At 68.5% G+C, this 6,000-nt stretch carries 3 protein-coding genes; 1 reads left to right on the top strand and 2 read right to left on the bottom strand.

Features of this window, described 5'->3' with window-relative positions:
* The coding region (gene mobF / locus AC5Y46_RS15575; RefSeq protein ID WP_499992066.1) for a MobF family relaxase at nucleotides 1-4,247 on the bottom strand (4,247 nt) is incomplete at its 3' end.
* Between the two features lie 245 nt (nucleotides 4,248-4,492).
* Here mobF and AC5Y46_RS15570 point away from each other — a divergent pair.
* Nucleotides 4,493-5,020, top strand: coding sequence for a hypothetical protein (locus AC5Y46_RS15570; RefSeq protein ID WP_499992064.1), 528 nt, complete (start codon nucleotides 4,493-4,495; stop codon nucleotides 5,018-5,020).
* Nucleotides 5,021-5,144: 124 nt separating this feature from the next.
* On the opposite strand, the gene AC5Y46_RS15565 is transcribed toward AC5Y46_RS15570, so the two are convergent.
* Nucleotides 5,145-5,888: an anti-sigma factor family protein gene (locus AC5Y46_RS15565; RefSeq protein WP_499992072.1), complete on the bottom strand. Its 744-nt coding sequence runs from the start codon at nucleotides 5,886-5,888 to the stop codon at nucleotides 5,145-5,147.
* Nucleotides 5,889-6,000: the final 112 nt, after the last annotated feature.

The following is a 6,000-nucleotide window of genomic DNA, read 5'->3' as shown; positions in this document are numbered from 1 at the left end:
ATCTCGGGGTCGAGGGTGGCGGCGTGGTGGGTGAGCAGCTCGACGCGGTAGGTCAGCAGGCGCGCGTATTGGTCGGGGCGCAAGGGGTGTTCGGCGTTGATGTCGTGCAAGTGTTCAGCGGCGGCGGCGAGCAGGTCAGGCGGGGGCCAGTCCGAGGCGGCCACTGCGGCGACCAGTGCGGGCCAGGCGTGGTCGGTGATGATCGCTTCGGCGACGACCGTGCCGAACAGGGCGTGCAGCTGCGGGGTCCAGGCCGGTCGCAGGGTGGTGTCGGCGCGATCCAGCGACGGGGGGGCCAGCGTGCCGGCCAGGCGCCACCACAGGGCGGCGGCGGGCATTTCGGACGGGAGTGGGCCGTGCGCGGCCAGGGCGTCGCGCAGCAGGGTGTCGATGTCGGCGCCTGCCTGGGCGGCGTCGTTGAAGTGGGTGGCCAGACGCGGCCAGAACGGGTCTGCGGTGATATGTCGGTCGTAGGTCGCGGCGAGCCCGCGCCAACGCTCGGCGTCGGTGCCCGTGCGGGTGAGGGCGGCATCGAGACGGGCATGGATCAGGTGCTGGAAGACCTTGGAGCGGTTGGGGTGTTGGTCGGGGCCGGTGATGCGGGTGTCGGCCGGATCGACGCCGTGGGCGGCGCGGAAGACGGCGATTTCAGCCATCAGCGCAGTGCGCTGACCCAGCAGTGGGCGCGCCCACGCCGGGGCGCTGGCAGGCTCCCACCCGCGGGCGGTGGCGCGCACGGCGTCGGCGAGTTCGGTGACCAGTTCGGCTCGCGCGTGCAGGTAGGGTCCCCACTGGGGGTGGGTGTGCAGGGCGGTGGGTGTGGGGTTCAGCCAGCGCAGCGGGGCGGGTTGTGGCGCAGTGGTTTCGCCGCAGATGGGCAGGCGCCAGTCCAGCACGGCGGCGGGATCGATCACGTCACCGAGCGGGGTGGCCGCGGCGTCGTGGAGGGCGGCGACGGGGTCAGCACCGCCCAGGGCGAGCAGGGCCAGGTTGCGGCGCAGCACCGGCCACCCGGGGGCATCGGTGACGCGGGTCCCGAGGTCGGCGGCGGCGGCGTCGATGGCGGTCATGACGGTGACCCCGGCGCGGTGTTCGGCGCCGGTCGAAAGGGCATCGGCATACATCGCGGCCGCGCGGTGAAGGCGGGTGAACGGGTCGGCGTCGGCGGCCACGCTCGTGTGGGCGGATTGCTGTGCGCCGTCGCGGCCCAGGATGGCCGTAAGGACGTCGACAGCGGTGGGGGGGTGGGTGGCTTTGGGCGCAAGGATGCGGTGCGGGTCGGATTCTGCGGTGGAGCCGTAGAAGTGGTTTTCGGTGCGTCCGCGGGTGGCGGCGACGTAGAGCTGTTGGCGGGTCAGCCGGTCGGAAATGACGGTGTGGCAGGTGCCGTGGGTGCCGCGCCCTCCGGCGGTCATGCCCTGGGCGGCGTTGATGGTGGCGGCGTATCCCAGGGTGGAGTGGGTCCTGACGTAGCGGGCGGGCAGACGCACACTCGTGGCGCGGCCTCGTAGCGGGACGACGGTCAACGAGCCGTCGTCGTGGACGGTGCGAATCCTCCAGCGGTGACCGTTTTTGACCCAGCCGCCGCGGCTGGTGGTGGAGATCCAGCGGGCGTTTTTGCGGGTGGCGATGGTGTCACCGGCTGAGGCGGTCAAGCCGTCGGCCAACGTGACGGTCGCCGACGCTAACGGCGGCCTCGCGGCGGTGCCGACCGCGGTGAGGCGGTCCAGGCGGGCGCGTTCGTTGAGGTGGGCGACCAGCTCGTTGGTGGGGGCCAGCAGGATGGAATCGCGCCCGGCCGCACGGTCAGCCGCCCACGCCTGGTAGGCCATGTCGGCGGCATGTTGGTCGGCGCCGACATGGACACGGCCGTGGTCTATGTAGAAGCCGATCCCCGCGGGGTCGCCGGCGCGGATCGCCAGGCTGGCGGCGGCTTCGGCCTGCCCGGTTTCGGGGTGGGTGAAGCGCACGACGGTGCTCAGGGTGACCGCGTCGTGGCGCTGCGCCAGATCGCGCAGCACACCGCCGGCCGAGATCGACGACAACTGCTGATCGTCGCCGATCAGGCGCACGCTGGCCCCACACGCCAGCGCATGACTGATGAGGGTGTCCAGGTCGGTAGTCGAGGCCATACCGGCCTCGTCGACGATGAGCAAGGTTTTAGAGTCAATGCGGTCGAACCACCGTCGCGCCGGATCGTCGGCAGGGGCCGGTGGTCCGCTCCCGGTGCCGGTGAGCTGCACCAGTTTGGCGATGGTATCGGTGGTCGAACCAAGGTCTTCGGCCAGGACTTCGGCCGCTCCGGCGGTGGGGGCCAGGCCGATCACCGTGCCGCCACTGGTACGCCATGCCGCGGCCAATACGGCCATGGCGGTGGTTTTCCCGGTGCCCGCCGGAGCCAGCGCGAGCTGGACCCGCGCCCCGGAGGTGGCCATCTCGCGGACCAGTGCGATTTGTCCGTCGTTGAGGGACAGGCCGTTGTTGGCGGGGCCTTCCAGCAGCGCCAGGCCGATGCTGCCCGCGTCGACGACACGGCCGTCGACGCGGGCCGCGGCGGCCAGGATGCGCCGCTCAGCGGCCAGGATGGCCGCACTCGTGTAGAGGGTGGAGTCGTGGCGGGTATAGACACTGGAACCGTCGGCGCGGCGCAGTGCGGCGGGTTCGTTTTTGTCGGTGTCAGCGTGGCTGGTCAGGGCCAGACTGTGCCCGCGCAGCGCGGCGGTGACGATGCGGTTGACCAGCTCGGGTCCGCCGGGGTGATCGGCGTAGCGCAGCTGGCGTTGGGCTTCGGCGCGGACGTGGTTGATGGTCCAGGTGCCCCGGTGCTCGGAGACGGTGTCGATGACACTAGCGGCCTGCTGGTGCACCCAGGTCTCGGTGATGCTGACCTGTTGTGCCGGTGCGTGATTGGTGACGGCGGCGATCATGGTGCTCAGTGCGCGCTGGCTACCCAGGACCTCCACAGCCTGGACGCGCCAGGTGTGGCGCTGCTCGGCCAGCGAGCGGGGTTCGTGTTTGGCTTGGCGGGTTTCCAAGGTGGCTTGCTGGGACAGGGCAAGCATCTCCACGGCGGTGGGTTCACGGTCGTGTTCGGTATGGAATTGTTTGGCCAGCTCGCCCACCCGGTGGTCGATCGCGGTGCTGCGTGAGGAGTATTTCTCGTTCAATTCCTCGGGGATGCCGTCGATTTCACGGACCGGTCGCTTACCGCGTGTGGACCCTCGCGCGGTGAACCGCACACGCAGCTTTTCGACCAGCAACGCTTCGATGCGGGTGTTGTAGAACTCCGATGCCGCGACCGCGGCGCGGTGCAGGGTGGCGCCATCGAGGGCCCGCCAGCGCCCTATTTCGTCGGGGCCAATGACGTAGACCTTATTGCTGACCGCGGCGTGGGTGTGCAGGTTAGGGTCCCCGGCCCGGGAGTCACGGTGATCGAAGGCGGCCACGATCAAACCGGTGGTGTTGACCTGGGCCACACCACCGGCTCCCATGCGGGAGAACGCGGCGTGCTGTTCGAGGAATTGCAGGGTCTCCTCCACTGCCTGGTGGTGGCAGTCTTCGATCGCGGCGGCGATCGGGGGTGCGGCGATGGCCCACAGTGTGGAGACGGATTTGACCGGGGTGAAGGTGAGGTCATAGCCGGCCACCGCGGTCGATGCCGCGCGGGAATGGGCGGCGATGAAACCGGAAAGTTCCCGGGCGTCTGCCGGTGGGCGAGCGTAGGTTTGGGCGAACAATTCCTGTCCGACGGCGGTGCGCAGCCTTGCCCGGATGTCGGGGTCGATGCTGGCCGAGACCTCGGCGCCGAGCGTGAGGTTGTAGTCGCGGTAGGTCTCGCGCAAACGGGTCAGGAAACGGTTTTCGGTGCCGTGAACGCCGAACGGCCGGCCCAGCCGTGAGGCCATACGGGCTCCGGCCGCACCGGCGCCCAGGGTGGTCAGAAGACGGGTGATCTGTTCGGCGTTGGGATGCAGGCCCTCGCCGAACAGCGCCTTCATCTGCTCTTCGCTGACCTGCGAACCTTGTTGCACTGTCCAGTATTTGGCGACCAGCGGATCGCAGGCGTCACGGGCGGCCGGGGTGGCCAGTGCTGCCAGTCCGCGGCCCATCCACCGGCCCGGGGATTCACCTTTTTCGGTGTAGTACTGCGCCAGGGTGGGCCGGCCACGCTCGGTGGCATCGCAGGCGGCGACTTGGCGGATTAAATAGAGATAGCCGTCGCCGGCGGTCAATTTGTGTAAGCCCATCACTGCGTCATCACCTCAAGCCTGAAACTAGGGGCGGCCAAGTCCCCAGATAACGGCCGTTACCAATCCGTGACCCTGAGTGCAAGAGGTGTGATGTCCGGCGGTAGGAAAAAGTTAGGGTACCCTAAGTGCCGTTCGGGTGCGCGGTGAGTGGTCGGGTGCGAAGCCTGGTTAGGGGTGCCGCCGGAAAGATTTTTGGCTTGCGTTGCGGCGCTGGGGGGTTGGTGGGGCTTAGCGTGTGATCCATGGCGAACACAGTGATCAGCAAGGCGGCCCGCCGCGCAGCGCGGCAGGCCGCCAGCGCCGCCCAGGACGAGGTGGTGCGCCGCACCCGGGCCAACGTCGAGGATCTGGGAAGGTACTTCTCCGCCCGCGAGCGCGCCGAGGCGGTGGACGGGTGGCTTGAGGCGCGCCAGCAGGTGTTGCGCGAGGATGCGCAGCGCCGCCGGGGTGCGCAGCGGGTGGTGTGCGGGCAGGCGCTGGCCGCGATGCGCGATCGGGGGGAGCCCCTGCGCGAGATCGCGCGGATGGCCGACGTTTCCGAAAAGCAAGCCCGCGAACTGATTCGGGAAGCCGAAACCGCCGCTCAGAATGCCGGGCCAGTGGTGCAGGACGAGCCGACAACGGCGGTGCAGCCGCCGGCCGCTGACGACGCGGCGGCACCACCGGTCGCTGACCCTGCGGGCGGTGCCGTCGAGGCGAACGGGGCGGCGGTGGAGGCGATCCAAAACGGTGCCGCCGCTACGCCGCTGGCGCCGTGGGCAGTGGGCTGAATTAGCCGAAGCGGACGTCGGCTGACACAAAAACTCGTCAATGTTCTAGTCGGCGCCGAGTGCAGACTGGTGAAGTCGGCAAATCATGGGACGGCGTATCGCGACAGTTACGATTGAGCGGCGTCTACAGCGAGCGCTCCAACAACACTTGCCCGCTGTCGGCGTAAACCACTTGCACTGCGGCGATCTGATCAGCCCGCGTCGAGATGCTGCCGGCGGGCGTGGCCGTGTGGCCAGGTTCAGCCAGCCATGTCGCCAACTGGGTTCGGCTGCCGTCGCGACCGACCACGACCATCGCCAGCCTGTCGTGGGGGGCATCCAACGGAGCCAGACAGTCGGATCTCATGTTGATGGAGGTGCCCCAGCGCTCCGGGGTGACCCACACCTTCGATGTCAGCAACTTTGTCCCGACTTGCGCCATTTGCAGGGCCGAAAACGTCGTCTGCGGCGGCGGTGTGGTTGTGAAATAGCCGTGGACGCCGATAAAGACGCTGATCGCGATCACTACCGCGGCGGCAGCGGCCGTCCAGGCGATCACCCGGGTATGGTGGCGGCGCCAGCGCACGGTAGCCAGCAAGGACGGCAGCAACTGCGGCGACATTTTCGGTACGGATGGGTGGTCGAGCTCGTTGATCGCAGCGAGCTTATTGAGTTCAAGTTGCGAAAGCAGGGCCGGCATGCCGGACAGTTCGGCGATGGCTTCCCGGCATGCCGGGCAGTGCGCCATGTGCGCCTCGAATTCACGCCGGTCGGCGGCCGATAGCGATCCGAGCACGTAGGCGGCATCCCATGTCGCGTAGCGGTGGTTATCATCGGCGGACACATCCCGATCACTGGGTGGGCCGAGTCCCCGTGGCGACGTCATCATGACAATCGATCTCCCGCTTGCCATCACATATTCGGGCTGACGGACCGTGGTGCAGTGTTGGTGGAAAGCCAAGTACCTATTGCCATTTGGTATTCGGCGGTGATAGGTGCCC

This window comes from Mycobacterium sp. NGS59, assembly GCF_059812345.1.
The sequence above is the reverse complement of the archived record's forward strand: the minus strand, read 5'-3'. Positions and strand labels throughout refer to the sequence as shown.

Bases quoted from the DNA above. Each gene is read 5' to 3' on its own strand.
- AC5Y46_RS15565 (WP_499992072.1), bottom strand. From the start codon at position 5,888: ATGATGACGTCGCCACGGGGACTCGGCCCACCCAGTGATCGGGATGTG.
- AC5Y46_RS15570 (WP_499992064.1), top strand. From the start codon at position 4,493: ATGGCGAACACAGTGATCAGCAAGGCGGCCCGCCGCGCAGCGCGGCAG.